The 18234-nt window shown below is 44.4% G+C and carries 18 protein-coding genes and 4 tRNA genes; 3 read left to right on the top strand and 19 right to left on the bottom strand.

Going from position 1 to position 18234, the window contains the following annotated elements; translation table 11 throughout:
- Nucleotides 1-85 precede the first annotated feature (85 nt).
- Nucleotides 86-529 carry a GNAT family N-acetyltransferase gene (locus PUW25_RS18225; RefSeq protein ID WP_205052601.1) on the bottom strand — a complete coding sequence of 148 codons (444 nt, stop codon included), beginning with the start codon at nt 527-529 and terminating at the stop codon, nt 86-88.
- A gap of 118 nt (nt 530-647) precedes the next feature.
- Nucleotides 648-869, bottom strand: coding sequence for a hypothetical protein (locus PUW25_RS18230; RefSeq protein WP_047910908.1), 222 nt, complete (start codon nt 867-869; stop codon nt 648-650).
- 136 nt (nt 870-1005) lie between these two features.
- Between PUW25_RS18230 and PUW25_RS18235 the strand changes: the two genes are divergently transcribed.
- Nucleotides 1006-1078, top strand: a tRNA-Val gene (locus PUW25_RS18235).
- Nucleotides 1079-1163: 85 nt separating this feature from the next.
- On the opposite strand, the gene PUW25_RS18240 is transcribed toward PUW25_RS18235, so the two are convergent.
- The 6 genes from PUW25_RS18240 to PUW25_RS18265 form a co-directional block, all read right to left on the bottom strand.
- The gene (locus PUW25_RS18240) at nt 1164-2117 is read right to left on the bottom strand and encodes a hypothetical protein (protein WP_205052600.1); all 954 of its coding nucleotides are present in this window, start codon (nt 2115-2117) and stop codon (nt 1164-1166) included.
- A 593-nt stretch (nt 2118-2710) separates the two neighbouring features.
- The gene (locus PUW25_RS18245; protein WP_052511808.1) at nt 2711-3124 is read right to left on the bottom strand and encodes a WGxxGxxG family protein; all 414 of its coding nucleotides are present in this window, start codon (nt 3122-3124) and stop codon (nt 2711-2713) included.
- A gap of 261 nt (nt 3125-3385) precedes the next feature.
- Nucleotides 3386-3805 (bottom strand): hypothetical protein, encoded by a 420-nt coding sequence (locus PUW25_RS18250; protein WP_047910906.1) that lies wholly within the window; start codon nt 3803-3805, stop codon nt 3386-3388.
- A gap of 27 nt (nt 3806-3832) precedes the next feature.
- The gene (locus PUW25_RS18255; RefSeq protein WP_047910905.1) at nt 3833-4501 is read right to left on the bottom strand and encodes a uracil-DNA glycosylase; all 669 of its coding nucleotides are present in this window, start codon (nt 4499-4501) and stop codon (nt 3833-3835) included.
- A gap of 101 nt (nt 4502-4602) precedes the next feature.
- Nucleotides 4603-4688, bottom strand: a tRNA-Leu gene (locus PUW25_RS18260).
- A 243-nt stretch (nt 4689-4931) separates the two neighbouring features.
- Nucleotides 4932-5333, bottom strand: coding sequence for a hypothetical protein (locus PUW25_RS18265; protein ID WP_047910904.1), 402 nt, complete (start codon nt 5331-5333; stop codon nt 4932-4934).
- A gap of 490 nt (nt 5334-5823) precedes the next feature.
- Between PUW25_RS18265 and PUW25_RS18270 the strand changes: the two genes are divergently transcribed.
- Nucleotides 5824-6042, top strand: coding sequence for a hypothetical protein (locus PUW25_RS18270; RefSeq protein ID WP_047910903.1), 219 nt, complete (start codon nt 5824-5826; stop codon nt 6040-6042).
- Nucleotides 6043-6197: 155 nt separating this feature from the next.
- On the top strand, nt 6198-6419 hold the full coding sequence (locus tag PUW25_RS18275) for a DUF2905 domain-containing protein (protein ID WP_047911221.1): 222 nt from the start codon (nt 6198-6200) through the stop codon (nt 6417-6419).
- Nucleotides 6420-6426: 7 nt separating this feature from the next.
- Here PUW25_RS18275 and PUW25_RS18280 read toward each other — a convergent pair whose 3' ends face one another.
- The 11 genes from PUW25_RS18280 to PUW25_RS18335 form a co-directional block, all read right to left on the bottom strand.
- Nucleotides 6427-6711, bottom strand: coding sequence for a helix-turn-helix domain-containing protein (locus PUW25_RS18280; RefSeq protein ID WP_047910902.1), 285 nt, complete (start codon nt 6709-6711; stop codon nt 6427-6429).
- Nucleotides 6712-7144: 433 nt separating this feature from the next.
- Nucleotides 7145-8215, bottom strand: a complete 1071-nt coding sequence (locus PUW25_RS18290; protein ID WP_047910901.1) for a hemolysin family protein — start codon at nt 8213-8215, stop codon at nt 7145-7147.
- 77 nt (nt 8216-8292) lie between these two features.
- Entirely contained in the window at nt 8293-9597 is a 1305-nt protein-coding gene (locus tag PUW25_RS18295) for a hemolysin family protein (protein WP_047910900.1), read from the bottom strand.
- A gap of 670 nt (nt 9598-10267) precedes the next feature.
- Nucleotides 10268-10341 (bottom strand) — tRNA-Ile (locus PUW25_RS18300).
- 45 nt (nt 10342-10386) lie between these two features.
- Nucleotides 10387-10460: transfer RNA gene (locus tag PUW25_RS18305), tRNA-Met, on the bottom strand.
- A gap of 92 nt (nt 10461-10552) precedes the next feature.
- Nucleotides 10553-10717: a hypothetical protein gene (locus tag PUW25_RS18310; RefSeq protein ID WP_170862441.1), complete on the bottom strand. Its 165-nt coding sequence runs from the start codon at nt 10715-10717 to the stop codon at nt 10553-10555.
- A 123-nt stretch (nt 10718-10840) separates the two neighbouring features.
- Complete coding sequence (locus PUW25_RS18315; protein WP_047910899.1) at nt 10841-12316, bottom strand: ABC transporter substrate-binding protein; 1476 nt, start codon at nt 12314-12316, stop codon at nt 10841-10843.
- Between the two features lie 21 nt (nt 12317-12337).
- Nucleotides 12338-13192, bottom strand: coding sequence for an ABC transporter ATP-binding protein (locus PUW25_RS18320; protein WP_047910898.1), 855 nt, complete (start codon nt 13190-13192; stop codon nt 12338-12340).
- Between the two features lies 1 nt (nt 13193).
- Nucleotides 13194-16154 (bottom strand): ABC transporter permease, encoded by a 2961-nt coding sequence (locus PUW25_RS18325; protein WP_047910897.1) that lies wholly within the window; start codon nt 16152-16154, stop codon nt 13194-13196.
- Nucleotides 16154-17260: an efflux RND transporter periplasmic adaptor subunit gene (locus tag PUW25_RS18330; RefSeq protein ID WP_047910896.1), complete on the bottom strand. Its 1107-nt coding sequence runs from the start codon at nt 17258-17260 to the stop codon at nt 16154-16156. Before PUW25_RS18330 ends, PUW25_RS18325 begins: the two co-directional genes overlap by 1 nt.
- The gene (locus tag PUW25_RS18335) at nt 17223-17996 is read right to left on the bottom strand and encodes an ABC transporter ATP-binding protein (RefSeq protein WP_152557676.1); all 774 of its coding nucleotides are present in this window, start codon (nt 17994-17996) and stop codon (nt 17223-17225) included. The genes PUW25_RS18330 and PUW25_RS18335 overlap by 38 nt, the downstream gene beginning before the upstream one ends.
- Nucleotides 17997-18234 lie beyond the last annotated feature (238 nt).

The following is an 18234-nucleotide window of genomic DNA, read 5'->3' on the forward strand; positions in this document are numbered from 1 at the left end:
ACCTGTTCGGACTCAGGATGACCTGATCTCCGACACTATGATTGTGCCCAATAAGTTGACTTCTTATGAAAGATAACATTTTCACTTAGAGCTTTTTCTGCATCCGTACGTGCAGTATACCTGCATCATAGAAAGGCTCGTCCGAGATTACTTCATATCCGAGTTTCTTATAGAAGCCTTCTGCCTGACATTGTGCATCTAATAATGAGTAGGCTAATCCCAGGTCTTTTGCTCTTTCTTCAAGCGCCATAATCAGCACACGACCATATCCGTTAACCCGATAAGGCTTCAGGACAGCAATTCTTTGCAGCTTGGCAGTATCTTTTTTATAATAAATCAAGCGGCCGGTAGCCACCATCTCTTGTCCATCCTGAATTAAAATATGGTGTGCATCCGGACTCAGAACATCATATTGGTCTATTTCCTCTTCTACTGGAACGTTCTGTTCCTCTACGAACACCGTTTTGCGAATGTTCAGCCCAGCTTCAAGCTGTTCTTGTGTTGTAACATTAATAATCTCGGCTGGCATACGTCTCCCCCTCTTACTATCCAAAAATGCAAAAATCCAAACCATTATACACTACAGCAGCAGTGATCGTATAGTCTGTATTCGATATGGATAATTAAAGCAAGCATGTGTACCTATCCTACGGTAAAAATGTTTCTTCATTTGATGGCTTGGAATAAACCTCATCCCCTACAGATCTTCGATATACCTCATCTATTACGGGCAGATCGGATTCAGCTGGCTCGATCAGCTGCAGGTTAATTGTTTCTTGTGAAGGAGTTAAGGTGCATCCTGTTATGTTGGTTAATATAAATCCGCAGATCGTAAGTATGGCTATACTACGAGTCACTCTTCTGTTCATGGAACCCCATCCTCTTGTTGTAATTTTCATCCTATTCAGGTTGCTCATTTCAGGGAAAATTAAACATAGGACAGGGATTGACATTGCTTATTAAGCCTGATAATATAAATTTATTCCTTTTTTATAGATATTCCATGATCTGTTAGCTCAGCTGGGAGAGCACTATCTTGACAGGGTAGGGGTCAGTGGTTCGAGCCCACTACAGATCATCACTGAAAACCCTTGAATATCAAGGGTTTTCTTCTTTTTTCTCATACGAACTATAGAACCCTTGACTCGTGTCATCAATTTCGTTTACACGTGCAATTGAAAAATATTGCCCTCTTCTTTACATTTATGTACTCCCTTGATCTCACCGATTCCATCCAGTATTACTTTATCCTCGCAGATTACAGGTCTTGCTTCTACAATCACATAGAGTTTTGATGCCTGCCAGAGATCGGTCTCGTAATAAGAAACAATAGGCTGCTGTATCAAAAATTCGTCGGTGCCAAATGCAACTTTAATATAATTATGATGAAGAAGCCTGCCAGGCAGTGCATCTATATTTTGCGGATCAATGCTCCTCACGGCTAGATCTCCTTCAATAATTACATGGAATCCTATATTCTCTTCAAACAGCTCGAAGGCAGCCTTTCTGTGTGCTTTAACATTTTCTATAGTTGCCTCCGTCTCTTCACTTACTTTAACTTCCTTTATTTCACTTTTCTCTACCGGATGGACATGAGATCTTAGAAATTCGTACAAATCATCCTCCGAATGTGAAAAATCCTCCTGCCATCGTTCCGAGAACTCATCGAGTAGTAAGCACATCCACAAGCCCGAGTAGTAGCAGCTTTTTCTTAAATGAAGTACAGCGGCATTAGAATTTATCAATTCTTGTCTAAACGGATTCAGTATAGCTCGCAATGATTGTGCTGACTCTTCGGCATACGCCTTCAGTTCCACATAATAAGCAGGCCCCTCTATCGTCTCCACCCTTGTCTCATATGTAAAATATGTACCCAGCAGCTCTTTTCTCCTACTTCGAATCTGAAAAAAATGGGATAAATGGGCATCCCTTATTTGTGTATCACTTGCCTCCAGCGCATGAGAAAGACACTGCCTTTCCCAACTTCTTAGCTCCACGTTCTCCTCAACTAGAGGGTACGTTAAACCCAATAGCTCATCTGGGAACCTTTTCTCCTCGCAAAGATACTGGAATCCATGAAACAACTCATGCACAAGAAGTGACTTGAGCTCTGCCATATACTCAATTCCTTCGATGCTGACGATTGCTGTTGGATAGTCCTCATACATAATTAACGTATTGCCGACGAATCGCTTGTCCCATTTCAATTGATGAAATGTATGTGATTGAAACTTGGGATGATGGAATAGAAGGACTTCGCTTGAGTTATATATTGCGTAGGCGACCTTTCGAAATCCTAACCAAAATGGTTCTACATCAAGCTCGAGCAACATATCTGCTGCGGAATGTAAGTTGATATCCATGCATTTCTTTCTCCCATTTTCGATATTGAGATACTTGAAGAGATTATAACAAAAAAATAAAGGACCCGCAGATACCCTGGGATCCTTTATTTCTGATGATTAGTAGAGGATGGTTTTGGAGATGATGACAAGTAGAATGAAAAGAACAAGGATTGCGCCGATGGAAGACCAACCATTGTATCCTCCACAATATCCAGATCTAGATACTTCACTCATGCTGCTCTCCTCCTTAGCTCTAAGGTATGAGATAGTATATGAATACCTAGATTAGATGACAGGGCGGGTATCCTGATTTTCCAAACTTTTTTTGTAATTCATCTCCAATAATCCTAGTTAGTGCAAAGCAATTATTTCGCGTGATGAGGTGTTCCCTCATGCTTCTCTTTGCGAAGTCCAGCAAGACCAAACAGTCCTAACAAGCCAAGCCATCCCCAGCCATTTCCACGATCTGTCGTAGCATTGGCGCGAACGTTATTGGTACCATAAGTACCATTGTTATAAGCATTGGTATTGTAAGTACCGGTACCAGTACCTCTGCCATCGTACATGTTATTGTTCATGTTGTTCATCGTGCGCGTACGATTCATGTCCGTAGTGCCGTTGTCTTTTCCATCAATGCCCAAGTTTTTTTCCAAACGATTAACCGAATTCTTAACCGGATTATCGTTCATATGGTTTGTGTTCGTTTCAGCCATTGCCGGAACAGCAATTACCATAGAAATACTTGCAGCTGCTAAAGTGGCTGCCCATTGCTTTTTCATCTTCATTCACCCCACTGATTATTGTTTTGGCCTGTCGCTTGTATAATCCCCTTCCAAAATTAAAGTTATACAAGCCTAAGTGTGGGAGAAAAATGGGGCAAATCCTAATTTTTATGTACAGCAAAAAACCCACCGTTTGCAGCCGGTGAGTTTACATATATACCAATCATCTCTTGAAGGGTTACGAGTACAGATTACCGCATAATTATTAACGCAGCATGATACAAACATAAAATTTCAATTAAACATAATAATGAGATCCTATCCGCGTCTTGATCTCACAACAAACGTATACAATTCCTTATCAAGAACGGTCCCGTCCTCCAGCACCACATTATGGTTGTCATGTGAGCTGATCGTCGTCCGGTACTTAATAAGCTTAGCCCCTTTCCATACCGTTACCGCAGATTTGAAGTAAATTGCGTTATCAAATTGAATCGATTGGCGCATCACATATCCGACCGTATGAATTGAGGACCTTGCTCTTTTCTTGCCTTTTCCATAGGCATCCTCCGCCAAGGGATGAATTCGTATAATTTGACTAAACGGAATCTTGACTCTCTTCGCTCCAACGACGATGATTTCGGCATCTGCATCCCACTTCAGCAATATCCCTTGAACGGGATCTTTACGACCACCTGCTCGTTCCACCAGCACTCTTTGGCCTACCCAATGTTTCATTCTCCCGTTCACCTCCGTGTCTTCTTGTTAATTGTCCGAGATTGTCCAGTTTACTTGTTTGATTCCTTCTGCTTCCAAGAAGGCGTTCGCTCGAGAAAACGGATGGCTTCCAAAAAAACCATTCCGAGCTGCAAGCGGACTTGGATGAGCCGATTCTATAACCAGATGACGGGAACGATCTATGAACGCCCCCTTCTTCTGTGCGTGACTTCCCCAGAGCATAAACACCATAGGCTGCTCCCGAACATTTAATTTCTCGATTACCGCGTCAGTAAACCGCTCCCATCCGATATGGCGATGTGAAGCAGGTTCTCCCTCTCTCACAGTTAATACGTTATTTAATAACAAAACTCCTTCTTCCGCCCAATCCTGAAGAGACCCATGTGCAGGAATGGATACTCCTAGATCACTATGTAATTCTTTATATATATTTCGCAAAGATGGAGGGATTCTAACCCCTTTTTTGACAGAAAAACTTAGCCCTTCTGCCTGACCTGCTCCATGATATGGATCTTGACCAATGATCACGACCTTTGTATTCGCATACGAGGTTAATTTCAACGCATTGAATATGTCGTCCTTCGGAGGATATATCGTTTGCGTCTTATATTCAGCAGCCAGCTTCAATCGAAGCTCCTGCATATAATCTTTATTCATCTCGTCCTGCAGCAGTGCGTCCCAGTCATTATTAAACATATATCGGCTCTCCTCGTTTCCAATCCCTTTATACAACATATAGGTATCTAAAAAAATAAGCTGGACTCCTGTTAGGAGCCAGCCTATTTCATATAAATGTATGCCGAGGACGGGGGTCGAACCCGTACGATGGTCACCCATCGCAGGATTTTAAGTCCTGTGCGTCTGCCAATTCCGCCACCCCGGCGTATGTGTATAGACTGTTTAACCAAACTCACTGGTAAAGTTAATGAACAATCCACAACCACTTTCGAATTTTCCCAGCAAATATGCTCAAAAATCCGGTATCTCTTATTATATATGAACAGCCACGATTTGACAAGCTCTGCGTGTACTTTTATAGATCAATTTCTAATCAAGCTTAACAGCGCAATAAAGTCCACCTCTCTGAGATGGACTCCTTAACATTTGCATCGCCCTGAAGAACGGTTTATTCTTCTTGATCTAATCGCACGGCTTTGTACATCTTGCCTTCATGTTCGACAAGAATAACCTCATTCGTGTTCGCATCTTTTAACTGAAATATCAGCGATCCCGCTTTCAAATAATTGCTTAAGCCATCTTGACCTATTAGCTGAATATCCTCTGTTAATTCCGATGAAGTTACTTCCATCGTTACTTCACCCAGCTCTTTGCTTGCTAACTTATCAGGAAGAGCTTCCTCGGTAATCACCTTATATGGAATTCCACCGGACCATGTAACAAAAGGATCGTTGTTCTCCGTTCGTGCTATATCTGCGGATAATTCTTCCCGCTCAGCAGAGTCCGTGTCGCAAGCAACAGGAAATAATAAGCATATCATTACGATCCCGAATTTTAATACATTCATCATATTTCTGCTCCCTCTGAGAAGTTAATCACGCATCCTGAAATAGAAAGCAGACGAGCTACCTATATTTAGCTTATATCTTCGGATTATTCTTCCTATTCTTCCTTGTACCCTTTCTTTCTGCTCGCCATTCTCATCCACCAAGCAACGCCGCCAACACCCGCAGCAATAATTACAGCAAATATAACGATATACCATCCATGAATATTCATTGTGCATTCCTCCTATGATAGTTATACCCATATTATCTGCTACATTAAACTTGCTCACTCATTTCCTCATGTGATCCAACGAATGTTTAAGCTTCACCCGAATTGGTTTATTTAACTTTAAGATATTTATTTCTGGATTATTGTAGAAATTTAGAACTAGTTCTGATAGACTATTCGTAGACATGAAAGTGAAAAGCATGTGATAAAACAACCAGTTTGCAATGTAATTAGACCTGATTCTTATTCTTTACATCAATTACTGGCATAGGGAGAATAGGCTTATGAATAAAGAAGCGATTATTGCGATGAAACGTAATCAGCAGATCATGGTAAGAAGCAAAGATGGAGAGACCTTAACCGGGTATCCTGTTCCTACAGATCATTCATCAAAGCTTGTATTAAGAACCACCTTTGGTCCGGTTTGGATTCCTTATGAGGAAGTAGAGCAAATTACCCGGATCATTAGTATTAACCGCTCCAGAAAATTAGCTTTATCTTAAGTTGCTCTATTTACCATAACATACTGTTCCCTTTAAAGTGATCTTACAATGTACTGTTCATAAATTTATAATTAGATGTAAATCATAGATATGAATTAGCTGGGGCTTGGCACATGGCTCTGGCTATTTTATTATTTAACGGGGGTGAGCTAATCATGAACAATATGCCTAAGCTTCTCATATTTGCTGGGGTTGCACTGATTATTGTCGGATTGATCTGGATGGTACTCGGAAGATTTATACAACTTGGTAAATTGCCAGGAGATATTTATGTAGATCGAGGGAACTTTAAATTCTATTTCCCCATTGTTACTTGTATCGTGATCAGTCTTATCCTTACGCTGATCTCCTGGATTATCCGTCACTTTATGAAATAAGCAGCAGCTAGTATTTCGTCCAATAATCCATCCCATCTGATAAAGCTGGCATCGAACGCACTGACGTTTGCTCCTCTGGCTCCCAGCCCTCTAGAATCACAATGTGTTCTGTCGACGATTGGTCCTGCCACTTGATAAATCCTTGTCTTTCTAACTCTCTTAGAGCTTTCCGAATACCACTTTCTGTTCTCCCGGTCTTGACTTCCAGTTCCATCATTTGAGGCATGCGTCTCCGCTGCCCACAAAAATTGTATAGAATCCTCAGCAGTTTGCGTTCAAAATCAGGCATCATCCTCATCACTCCCTAAGCTGTTATTATTGCTCTAACAGGTCGCCAAGCCAGCACATTCTCCTCGTTAAAGGTTCTCGGAGCCCCTGTATGAAGACATGTAGAATAGATTCTGCCATTTACTATTCGATGAATTTCAATATTACGTTGACTAACCTGCCCTGCTCGATCCAGATAAACAATTTCTACAACCTTGCCAATATATTTACGCGGCATAAGCTCACCCCAATAAGAACATTTGTTTGTATATATTATATAGGAACATATGTTCTTTTATCAACTGTAAAATTTGGCTGCTCCACCTTAAGAATTCAGTTCTTTGATTAAGATGCACTAGACTTGTTCGTACCGCAAAGAGACCCTTACATACGAATATGCAAGGGTCTTTGTCCAACGATATGAGATTTATATAAACTTTCACGTAACGGATCGTCCTTTAAAGAGCAGGTACACTGTTCACTGCAATATCATCATATTCGTCATGAATATCTCCTACGATCTCTTCCAATATGTCTTCCATCGTAACGAGCCCTGTAACTTGGCCGCTAGCATCAGTTACAAGTGCAATATGAACCCGATTCTGCTGCATTTTAGTAAGAACATCCTTAATAGGGGAGGTCTCCTTAAGACTTGGCATCGGATGAATAAACCCGCTCAGATCCCATTCTCTGCCGGCAGCAATGCTTGTCAGCATTTCTTTCGTGTTAATAAAGCCGAGATATTGCTCTTTATTCCCTTTATGAATAACAGGGTAACGGGTGTACTCATATTGATGAATGACTTCAAGCATGCTCTCAAGAGACATATCACTGCTAAAAGTAGCTATTTTCCCTTTCGGAATCATAATCTCCTTCAAGATGCGCTCATCAAAATCAAAAATGTTCTTCAAATAATCAAGCTCTGTCTGATTAATTTCTCCACTTTCATAGCTGTTGTTAACAATCAGCTTCAGCTCTTCCTCTGAATACACGGTATCATGACCGGCAGGCTTCACACCAAAAATCTTCAACAACAGGCGAGCTGAATTGTTCAGTGCAGTGATTACAGGATACATAATCTTACCGAACCAATACAGCGGACCTGCCAGCAGCAGAGTCATTCTCTCTGAGAACTGAATAGCCAGTGTCTTGGGAGCAAGCTCACCAATAACAACGTGCAGGAAGGAAACAACCGACAAGGCAATGACATAGGACAATACCGTCGATAGGGCAGCCGGCAGATTCCAGCTGTCAAATACCGGATGAAGCATTTTCTCAACAGTTGGTTCACCCAATGCTCCCAGCACGAGTGCCGTAATCGTGATTCCCAGCTGACACGCCGACAGATAATAATCCAGTTCATGTGCGACCTTTTTGGCCAGAACAGCCTTCTTGTTGCCTTCCGCAATCAATTGGTCGATCCGTGACATCCTCACCTTGAGAATCGCAAATTCAGCTCCGACGAAGAATGCTGTCAGTCCAATGAATACAGCTACTAAAAACAAATTTAATGCAATTATTCCGTCCAATGATTTCCCTCTTTAAGAGGGATTCACCTCCAGAGTCCTATAGTATTTTATATATTTAAGATCCACAAAGAACAATATTATTGTTGAATTTTACGTAACACGACTTGCTTGATTTGAAAATTATCCATTTCCTTGACCTTCCACATCTGCTCATCCTGTTCAACGATATCGCCTTCCTCGAGAGATGCCCCTCGTTTGGACTGAATCCAGCCGGCGATTGTATCTACCTCATCCGCACCGTCAAATATGAAGCCAAACTGCTTCTCCAGCTCATCCAATAAGACTCGCCCGCTGATTAGATACTCGTTGTCCCCGAGCTGCTGAATATCAGCCTTCTCATCGCTGTCAAATTCATCGCGAATCTCACCAACGATCTCCTCTAGGATATCCTCCATCGTTATAATCCCGGACGTACCACCGTATTCATCAATAACGACTGCCATATGCACCCTCTGCTGCTGCATCTTGATCATCGCTTCCTGAATCGGTGTAATTTCCGAGACATACGGCAGCTCACGTACAAATTCTTCAAGGCGATGCTCACTTCCGTCCACAATATGAGGAAGCATCTTCTTCACGTTAACCACACCGATAATTTTATCCTTATCTCCAGCTTCAACAACCGGATAACGTGAATAATTATACTCGTCAAAAATAGGAACAATATCCGCATAAACCATGTCTATATCGAGCGTTACCAGATCCACACGCGGAACCATGATATCTTTTGCGTCCCGCTCATCAAAGGAAAAAACATTTTCCATATAAGAAAGCTTTGTCTGATTGATCTCGCCGCCTTCGTAGCTCTGATTCATAATGATCTTGATCTCATCCTCGGAATACGCCTGTTCGTGTCCTGCCGGCTTAACACCGAACGCACGCAGCATAACCCGGGAAGAACCGTTTAGTGCCCAAATGAATGGAGACATGATCTTACCGAACCAATAGAGAGGTGCTGCGAGCAGCAGAGTCATCTTCTCCGCAAATTGGATCGCCAATGTTTTCGGTGCCATTTCACCTACGACCACATGCAAGAAGGTAACTAAGATAAACGCAATCGCATAAGAAGCCACAGATGAAACAGCTTCGGACAATTCAAAGTAGTTAAACACTGGATACAGCAGACTCTCAACAGCCGGTTTACCCAGCGCCCCCAGACCAAGTGCAGTAACCGTAATACCGAGCTGACAAGCAGACAGGTAATAATCGAGATCTGAAGCTACTTTTTTGGCAACCACTGCTTTCTTGTTTCCTTCAGCGATAAGCTGATCGATACGTGACATCCGGATCTTAACTACAGCAAACTCCGCAGCAACGAAAAACGCGGTAAGCGCAAGTAGTATGACAAGTAATATTAAATTGGTAATCGTGATAATGTCCAATAATTTCCCTCTTAAGAGGGATTCACCTCCAGGAATATTTACAGCATCTCTAATGAATTACTGTATTAAAATTTATAATTCGAATAAAGTATACATAACAACTTCGGCCGATGAGGGGCGGTGTTCATGAGAAGAACCTTGTTCATGCCATCATGATCAGCCCGCTTGAATATTTTCCGTTCGTTTAATTCCGTCTGCGGTTCAAAATACAGTAACGCCTTCCCAATGTGTCCACCTCCCCTCCGTAATATTCCTACAAGTATATCATGATTGATTGCTGACCATCCAGTTCAACGTCATGGTTGCAGATTTATAGTCGCTGCAGATACCTCACTTCTTATACAAAAGGTACGGTTATCGTACCTTGATATAGTCCAGTATATGAATTTATTAAGAATGCATAAAACTCATTTCTTCTACAATATATTGAAAAGTCTAATTTATATAAACGATATATGGATCATTTAAACAAAACTTGCCCTATTTTAAACCAACATTAGGACTCGCTATGCATAAACGCACTTGATTCTCTGCTCTCTGCTATGCAGTTGAATCCCACGTTACTTACAATATTGTAAGAGAAGAGAATCAGTTTCATATCATTATAAAAATAGTTCAGGAAACTACAAATAAAAAAGCCTTTGCGTATTACGCAAAGGCTGTTCAGGTATGGGCCCTGAGGGACTCGAACCCCCGACCAATCGGTTATGAGCCGACCGCTCTAACCAACTGAGCTAAGGGCCCTGAATCAATATTCTATTACACATATTAGTGCGCTGTATGTAACTATTGCGGGGGCAGGATTTGAACCTGCGACCTTCGGGTTATGAGCCCAACGAGCTACCGAGCTGCTCCACCCCGCGTCAATAAAACTTAAAACAGCGACATCTAATAATATACATGATGTGTAATAGAATTGTCAAGGCACTTTTTTTGGAGAAACGAAGACTGCTCCTTATGGAATGAAACGGACACCATAGCGCCCCTTGCGTGATTTGTATACCTCTACCTGCTGCGGTTCATCATGCCCATAGATCCATCCGTCCTGCTCCATCCGCTTCGCGAAGCAACCTGCCTGAAACTTACTACCGTATAATCTTGAATAATATACCCATTTCACTCTTGTTCATCTTCCTTTGACTCCATAATGGATGCTGTTTCCTTTCTACTATTAGGATACCCAAAAGCACAAAAAATAGCCGCGAGATGAAATTTAATCAAGCGGCTATTGAATTAAGCTTATTTAGTTTGCGGCTAATTTATCCTCGAAGCTCGCCTTCGGATCTGTCTTCAGCTTCTGCAGCATTTCATTTCCATCCTGCTCCCAGGCTTCCAGCGCTTCCTTCGGTGTCTTCTTATTCTCTACAACTTCATTGAAGTATTTCTGGCCTACGGAGTCCACCTGCCATAAATTCGGCATCTTCTGGTACAGTGTGTTCATATCCGTGCTTGTCGGCGGGATCGGCTTTAATGTGTAGAAAGCAGCAATATTATAATCCAATCCTTCCTTTGGCTGGATGTAGCTCTTACGTGACACCATCTCATAGCTGCTTCTTGCCTTGACTTTGGCCCATTCTTCACCGTTCAGGAACTTGATGAATTCCCAGGCATCGTCTGGATTTTGAGCGTTACTATTAATAGCCATCAGGCTGCTTAGATATACATTCCCGCCAATGCCCGGCTTCTCCTGATGTACAGGAGGGGTAACAACATCCCAATCAATCGGGTCAAACTTATCATCCGTCTCAGCATACTTGTTATCATTAATCAGCCTGGTGACATAGCTGTAGTCCGAAACAACCATAGCGAGCTTTCCTTCCATAAACATATTGCCTTGGAAAGGATTAAATTCGGTCTGATCTGTCTGATATTCATAAACCTCCTGACCAGGCACAATTTTGTCCCGAGTCAGCGTAGCTACGGTATCCCATACTCTCTCCCAGGATTCGTTATTGACGGTCATCGTTTCGGCTTTGTCATCAAAGATTCGCAGCTGCAATGGTGATGCATATGTTTGAACATTGTAATAAGTATCGCCGCCGTATTGATTGAAGGAAAAGCCATACACGCGATCCTCACCTTCACCGCTCGTTACCCGTCTTGCAAGATCAAATATATCTTCCCATGTCGCTCCATCTGCTGGCGGTTCCACCCCTGCCTTTTGAAAAATCGCTTTGTTATAAAACAATGCAGATGATGAGAAAGTAGGTGTCAGGGCATACAGATTGTTATCTCCCATATCCTTGATCCCGTCCAGCACGGTCGGGACAATATCCGTCGTATCAAACTCATCCTCGGCAATTAGAGGATCAAGCTGTGTCAGCATATTTTCCTGAATAAGCGACTTAAATACAGAGGTGTCTCCGACAATAACATCCACCGGATTGTCACCCGTCATCAGCTTCTTGACCGCTTCGAGGGTATCTGGCTGCTCTGGCTGTTCATTCTTGGTGTAGTCGAAATATTGATACTGATCCTGGTCCACTGCAGGTACAATTTCAATCGTTATATTGTCATTCAGCACCTCAAAAATATCCGTATACTGCTGTCTAAAATAGGTATCATCATTACTTCCATACAAGGTACCAATTCGAAGCACTCTTTCCTCTTGATCATCAGATGGTTCATTAGAAGTACATGCTGCAAGAAGTGGAGTCAGCAAAGTCATACATGTCAGCATCGCGATGACCGGTCGACGAAATACAGATTTCTTTATCATTCCCATTCTCCCTTTCTATGGTTACTTCGGCTGCGTAATGACGATACGCTCACCATCAAACTCAAGAGTAGCCCGATTATCAATAGACAGCGCTTCTAAATACTCTCTCGGCACCTGAAGACGGCCAGCTCGATCAATAATGACAAATGCTTCATGCACCTCGCTCCTGCCTGGGACAACCTCTGTGTCCAAATTGGCGTTGCGTTTAACAAATTCAGTGCTGGTAAGCCCGTCACGAATAGCAACAATTCGGTCTACCTTATTCGCTAGTGCCATATCGTGGGTGACGATGACAACACTGACGGCCAGTTCCCGATTCAGCTTCCGAAAAATATCCATGATCCGGTCACTTGTCTCGCTGTCAACAGAACCTGTAGGTTCATCAGCAAGCAGCAAACGAGGCCGATTGGCCAGAGAAATCGCAATGGCGACCCGCTGCTGCTCTCCCCCTGATAATTGGTGCAGTCTGCTGTGCATTCGGTGCTCAAGCCCTACCCATTCAAGCAGCTGTTTTGCATAGCTCCGATCATATTTCCCGCCAAGCATCATCGGTGTTTCCACATTTTCGAGAGCTGTCATGTAGGGAAGCAAATTCCGGCCGTTGTTCTGCCAAATAAAGCCGACGGTGTGTCTCTTGTATTCCACAAGCTGTGCTTCCGTCATCTTGAGCAGATCCCAATCCCCTACGACAGCTGTTCCAGCAGAGGGGCGGTCTAGACCCCCAAGGATGTTGAGCAGTGTTGACTTACCGCTGCCGCTGTTGCCGATAATTGCCATCATCTCACCCTCTTCGACAGTCAGGTTCAGACCTTGAAGAGCTACGACTTCAACCTCGCTGGTTTTATAAATCTTGACCAAGCCTTCGCAGTGAATCATATCAGCGCTCCTCTCCCATCTTCACAGCCTGATGTACTCTGAGTCTGCGAATTTGCCATAACAGCATCACTGCTCCAATGAAGAGCATGACTCCGGTTACGATATACAGCTGATTCGTATCACTGGCTTCGAACACGATCCGGAACGGAGGCACCTGAGTCTCTACATTATCCGTCGTTTGCAGGAATGGAAGAAACAATCTGCTCGCCAGCTGACCTATACCGATCCCTAGTGCGATGGATAACCCCGCCGTAAATACCTGTTCAAGCAGCAGCATCCCGCTCAGCTGACCTCTGGAGAGTCCCATCGCCCTCAGCACACCGAACTGAACGACTCTGCCTGACAGATTAAAGAACCAATACAGTACATAACCAATTAATGAAATAATAATGGAAACAAGAAATCCAAGGCTTAATATGCCAAAGACTCCGCCTCGCGATGGATGCTTGCTCTCTGCTACAAGCTCGGTACGGACATCCTTGACAGAGGACAATTCAATCCCTGCATTGGCTAATTCCGTCATCAGAGGAGCAACTAAGGCATCAGGCTCCATCTTGAGCCACACCTCGTACGGAATCATCGGCACCTGGTCGTAAATATAATCCAGATTGGTGATGAAGAACGGTGTCTGATCAGGGTATTGTGCCGGCCAGTATGGCAGAATACCAAATACAACAAATTCGATCATCTGCTCCTGCAGAGCAATGGATATGATGTCTCCACTTTCCAGCTGATATTTCTCCGCAAGATTAGAAGGAATTATGACGGCCCCTTCATAATGACCGAGCAGATCAAGATAACGATTCGGATGAGCTGGAAATAGATCATTACGGAACCAGGCCACCTCGGCAAAATCTACATTATCAATGCCTACAATCATTCCCTGACCTGCTGATTTACCTGAGACAATGACATTGCCTTTGGTTTGCAGGACCCTGGCAGCGTGTTCTACGCCAGGCAGCTGCCTGAATACTTCAAACGGCGGTTCAGAGTAAATCATTCTTCCGGGCGCTGTACCGCCTCCGCCCATGCCTGGATTTCCTCCACCGCCAGGATTGCCCCCGCCTCCTGGATTTCCTCCGGGATTACCGCCTGTATTTCCACCATTGTTATTTCCTCCGCCCCCAGCGCTGCCTCCGGGCTCATTCGGATTACCACCTCCGCCCGCGTTTCCACCGCTGACTGGAGTCAATTCAGGTGAACCCTCCCATACGGTCTGCATAACAACATCCGTACCATATTCATACAGCGTACGTTCTGTGGAATTCAGATCAATGGTTCTTGCAGCAGATGCATTGTACACGCCCAGTCCCAGAGTCAAAACCAGCAGGATCATAAGCGGGTAGTAAGAAGATGAAGACCGAGAGAGCTGAGTCAACGTCAGATAGAGCGGAACCGGAAAAATTTTGCGGCCGATCAACTGGATCAGTTTGAGAATCAACGGGAATAACCTCAGAAAGAACAGACCCATAGCAAATATCGCGATGGCGGGTACAAAAAATAAAAAAGGCTGCACCTGCAATTGATCGGTTGTCATTCCTGTTTGAAAGGTCAGCATCTGGCGTTCGTAGAACAGATAGTAGCCGTAGCCAGAAATACCGAGCAATAAAATATCGAGATACCACCGCTGCCATATCGGCTTACGATCACTTCTCGCCTGCCGGCGCTTGGCATCCACAATTGTCGCTCTTGCATAATTAATTGCCGGAATAACGGAAGCGATCATAGACGCAATTACCGCAACAAGCCCCAGCCAGAGTGCATCCTGCGTTACTCCTACAGGTATCGCTTTGCGATCGACGAATTCCAGGAATCCGCTAGCAGAGCCTATGCTCTTCGCCATAAACCAGCCAAGAAACGGACCTGCCATCATTGCTGCTGCGCCGAGAATCAAACCCTCCAGCAAATACAACAAAATAATCTGTCTGGCTGATGCTCCCCGGCTCCGCAGAACAGCAATATCACTCTCCTGCTTCTGAAGCGATTGTCTTGCGTTCATGACGATAAAATAGAAGACCATGGCAATCATCGGAACCGCAAGTGTGAAGAGCATGGTCTGCAGCTGCAGGCTCTGGGCTCTAAAGTTAGCAAGCAAATCACCGAAAGAGATGTCGACCTTAGTATCCTTTAATCGTTGATACAGCTCGATGTCCAATCGTTCGAGTGTTCTTCCCAGCCCTGGCAGCTGGCTCGTTTGAATCTCACCCAAGTCAAAGGCGTAATACCATCTCGAAGTCTGAAGCGGAACGCCTTTTTCTCCCAGCAAATAAGTATTCATCACTTCTGGATCGACATACAGTCCATTCATCATTCCTTCAAATCCTTGGAACCAATAAGGATCAGTCAGATCATCTGGAGTAAAGACACCTGTAATCTTGACCCTCAGCGTCAGATCCAGCCCGCTGTATACGGGATATTCCAGGATGTCACCGACATGCAGATCGTTTCGATACATACCTTCCTCGAGCATCGCTGCCTCAATCACGTTATCCCGCACCTGATTCCCTGGTATAACACCTTGAGTCACTGTTACATGATCTTCTAGATCAGTCATTGCGCCAGCGGTCATGGTCCTGATTCTGCTGGCGTCAACTTTGGTAGGATCTTCAGGACTAACTTCCGTGCTGCGGATCGTACGGACGTTAAGATAAGTATTGTGATCGAAGCCGATGCTGCTCGAAACATCTTCCCTAATATATCGATCAACTTCGTTCAGCGAGGCAAGGTCTGTCTTCGTTCCTCCTGCCGCCTGATAGCTCATGAGCAGAGAACCTGCAGGCATACCGCTGCTCTCTTCCTCCAAAGACTGAGCAACGACACGCTTTAACGCTCCATCTGCATACATAGGGATGCTGACGGTGAAACCTACAGCCACAATAAGACCAAGCAAGGTACTTAGCGTGAGCCATCGGGTATTCCACATTTTTCGAGCCAAGAGGCGCAACAAGGGCATTCCTTTCATTACCTTCCGACCACCTTCTGTCCGGGCGTCAGACCTTTGAGGATTTCAACATCCGTCGATGTCTGCTGACCTACCTCAACGTCAACCTCCCTCTTGCTACCATCCGCCTCTACAACTTGTACATACGTTCTGGATCCAATGGATCGAAGTGTAGAGATCGGTATTAACACGGCATTCTCTTTGCGCTGAGTTACAATTGATACGGTAAGAGGAGTACCGCGATTCAGCCCTTCCGGCCAATCATCCAGCTCAACAATGACATATTGGTCCAGTGATTCCTGAGCAGGAGGTGTCCCTGCTCCGCCATCTCCTCCAGAGCCCGTTTCTTCGGCTAATTCCATAGGCATTACCTGAATGGTACCTGTATGCGTTCCAGCCGCGTTAATATCCACATCAGCCTTCATTCCTTGTGCAATCACTTCCAGATCCTTCTTGGCAAAAGTAGCGGCAACGACGAGATTAGATGTGTCAGCAATGGTCGCAATCGGATCGTATGCCTTCACAGCAGCTCCTTTTTCCACCTGAACACTCAGCACGGTGCCTGCAAAAGGGGCTGACAGCGTTGATTTGCCTACCTGCTCCTCCAGATCCGCTAACTCTTGTCTTTGCTCTTCAAACGTAATTACAGCTTCTTCATATTCGACTGGGTCCATCTCGTCTTTTTTGCGGAGTGTCTCCTTCATCTGCACTTCCGCTTTTCGAATCTGCAGCTTCTTCTGGCGAATTTGCTTCTCCAGCTCCTCCACATCCAGCACAGCAATTTGCTGTCCAGCCTTCACCTTATCTCCCGGTTTGACGAACAATTCCTTGACGTGCATGCCATCAAGTGTAAAATAAACCTTCTCCTCTCTCTGACTCATCAGCTTGCCGGAACCCGAAACCTTGGTTTCAATCGTTTCTGTACGAACTTCATATTCCGGCTTCTTGGATATGGTCGGCGGTGTGATTGGGGGTAGTACCTCCTCTTCTGGTTCTGCCGGCAGTAAGGAACAGCCGCTGAGCATAAGACCTGCTGCACCAACTAGTGCAATGCTCCGAAGGCGTCTCTTCCAGCTGGTATAGGATTCGTTATGTAATAAATTTACCGTCCACCATCTCATGAACATGGTCTGCAACCTCCAAAATCGTAGGATCATGTGTCGTCATGCAGATCGTTACTTGCTCTGTTGCAATCATATTTCGAAAAACCGCCATCACTTGTGCTCCCATCTTGGAGTCAAGCTCTGCCGTTGGTTCATCCGCGAGCAGAAGCTTCGGACGATGTGCTATGGCCTTGGCTATTGCGACTCTCTGCTGCTCTCCGCCTGACAGCTCAAAGGGCCGGTGCTTCGCCCGTTTGGTAAGGCCCACCATCTCAAGGCAATAAGCCACCCTCTCCTTCCATTCACTCCTTGGAACATTTGCCATCCGAAGGGACAGCTCTACATTCTCCCATGCAGACAGTAAGGGCATCAGAGCATACGCCTGAAAAATAAAACCAATATCCTGCCGTCTGAGCTTGGTTCGACTCCCGTCTCCTGTATCATGCAGAGCCCTGCCATCAAAATAAATCTCACCACTGGTTGGCTGATCAAGACCTCCCAGCATATTTAGCAAAGTCGTCTTTCCCGAGCCTGACCTTCCTTTCAGCATAACAAGCTGCTCCGCATGGACCTCCAGATCGATACCTTTCAGTACATGAATGGCCTTGCCTCCCGTCTCAAAGCTGCGATGAACATTGCACACCTTAAGAACAGTCTCACCGGCCTCCAATCGGGATGAATCCGAATCCGAGCGCCCGATAACCTCGCTCTCCTCTTCCTTGCTGATGATCTCAAGTACAGGTGCTCTCTCTGGCGGCAGTGCATCATCCTTCTCCTGAGCAAATATAGAAGAACTCTTGTCCTCATCCTGCGTTTTTCTGCTGCGAAATGGTATTCGTATAACAACCAGCCCCCAAACATCACAAGGAAATAACTAGAATATAATTACAAATATTTCTATCTGCATTATAAACGACATAAAACAGGAATAAGTTACAACCTTTTAAAGATAATTTTCATTTGCTCACAACAACAAAAAAACGGCCCTCCGCAGGGCC

This window comes from Paenibacillus urinalis, from assembly GCF_028747985.1.
Classification (GTDB): Bacteria; Bacillota; Bacilli; order Paenibacillales; family Paenibacillaceae; genus Paenibacillus; species Paenibacillus urinalis.